This is a genomic window from Devosia sp. P3_B2, from assembly GCF_056402875.1.
Window position 1 is genome coordinate 1 of the sequence record NZ_JBFUGO010000030.1, and the last position, 1,692, is coordinate 1,692.

The window sequence follows — 1,692 nt, forward strand, 5'->3', positions numbered from 1 at the left end:
ATGGATGGTGACGGTCGTCGCGGCACCGCCGTCGACGGCGATATCGAATGAGATATCGTCGGCTGCGTCGGTGAAGGTCACGGCCGCGAAGTTGGCGGTCGAGGTGAAGGTACCAGCGGTAGCGGCAGAGCCGGCGCCGGTGGTGTTCAGGTTAACGCTGACAGCCGTGGCACCGACGGCGCCGTCCTTGAACGACAGGGTCTTCACCGAAGAGGTGCCGATCGAAGTGGAGTCGATCGAGAAGGACTGGGTCTTGAACGACTTGTCCTGGCGCGCCTGACGGAGCGTGGACTGCATCGACTCGACGGTCTTGGTGATCGACGAAAGGCCGTTGTCCGCGGCTTCGATGGTCTTGATGCCGTTGGACATGGAGTCGAGCAGGCTCGCCATATCCGAAGCACGAGAGTTCAGCGAAGAAGCGGTGAAGAAGTTAGTCGGGTTGTCGAGCGCCGAGTTCACCTTCAGACCGGTGGCGAGACGCTCCTGCGTCTTGGCCATGGACGAAGCGGTGGACTGGAGGCTCAGCAGGTTCGAGCGAACTGCCTTTGACAGATTTACATCAGCCATTTTGGAGGCCCTTTCTGGGTCCGTACTCAGTTACTAACCGTCTCTCCTGAGACGTCCCGGATCATTGGTCCCCACCGGCAAAAGAAGTCTTAAGTTCGTCCCGCGAATTGAAGTTTGTTGGTGGCATTCGAAGCAAAGTTAATGACTTGTTTTCTCAATGCTTCGAACTGGTACGCAATGGCGCGTAGAACGAAAAAAGGCGGGCCGAAGCCCGCCTTTTCGTGTCTGGAGGTGTTCGCCCTTAGAACAGGCGGAGCACAGCCTGGTCGGCCTGCGAGGCCATCGACAGCGCGGTCGACGACAGCTGCTGGCGGGTCTGCAGGGCGAGCAGGTTCGCTGCTTCCTCGTTGGTGTCGGCCAAGGTCAGGTTCGCCGCGCCGGTTTCCAGCGTGTTGATCATGTTCTTGGTGAAGTCGGTGCGGTTCTGCACGATCGACAGGTTCGAGCCGAAGGACGACGCCTGCGAGCGGAGCTTACCGAGTGCCGAGCCCAGGATCTCGAGCTTGGCGTCGAGCTTGGAGTCCGCGTCGAAGTCGGAGTTGACGACGTGGTCGATGCCGAGGGTGGTGTTGTTGATGGCGATCGGGTCGCCATTCTCGTTCTTGGCCTGGATGTCGATGGTCGACGTGCCGGTCTCGTTGAACGTCAGCTTCAGCTTGTCGCCGCGGAGCAAGTTGATGCCGTTGAAGGACGCATCGTCGGCGAACTTGTCGAGCTGGTCGCGCAGTTCGTTGAACTGAGTGACGAGGTTCTTGCGAACGGTATTGCCACCGATGTCGCCGGTACCGGTGGTGCCGTCGACTTCGCCGTCGGTACCAACGCCGGTCACGGTCAGCTCTTCGGTCGAGAGGTTCTCGATGCGGAGCTTGCCGTTGTCGTTGGAGGCGCGGATCTTGTCCTTCAGCGAGGTGTTGGTGTTGATCTCCTGGACCAGGGCATCGACAGTCTTCACTGCACCGGGGGCGACCGCTGCAGCACCGGCCGCCGAGGTGCCGGCGTCAAGGCCGATACCGGTGATGGTGGTGTCGGTGTCGGCGTCAGTCTCGGCGAAGTTGGTCACGGCAACCGACGAGTTGGTGCCCGTGGTGGCCGAGGTCAGCACCAGCTTGCCGCCGCCGATCGAGG

General features: G+C 60.9%; 2 protein-coding genes. Both read right to left on the reverse strand.

Features of this window, described 5'->3' with window-relative positions:
* Nucleotides 1–567 (reverse strand): flagellin N-terminal helical domain-containing protein (locus AC1DV8_RS22915; protein WP_477159041.1); only part of this gene is annotated, 567 nt, incomplete at its 3' end.
* A gap of 241 nt (nucleotides 568–808) precedes the next feature.
* Nucleotides 809–1,692 (reverse strand): flagellin (locus tag AC1DV8_RS22920; RefSeq protein ID WP_477159042.1); only part of this gene is annotated, 884 nt, incomplete at its 5' end.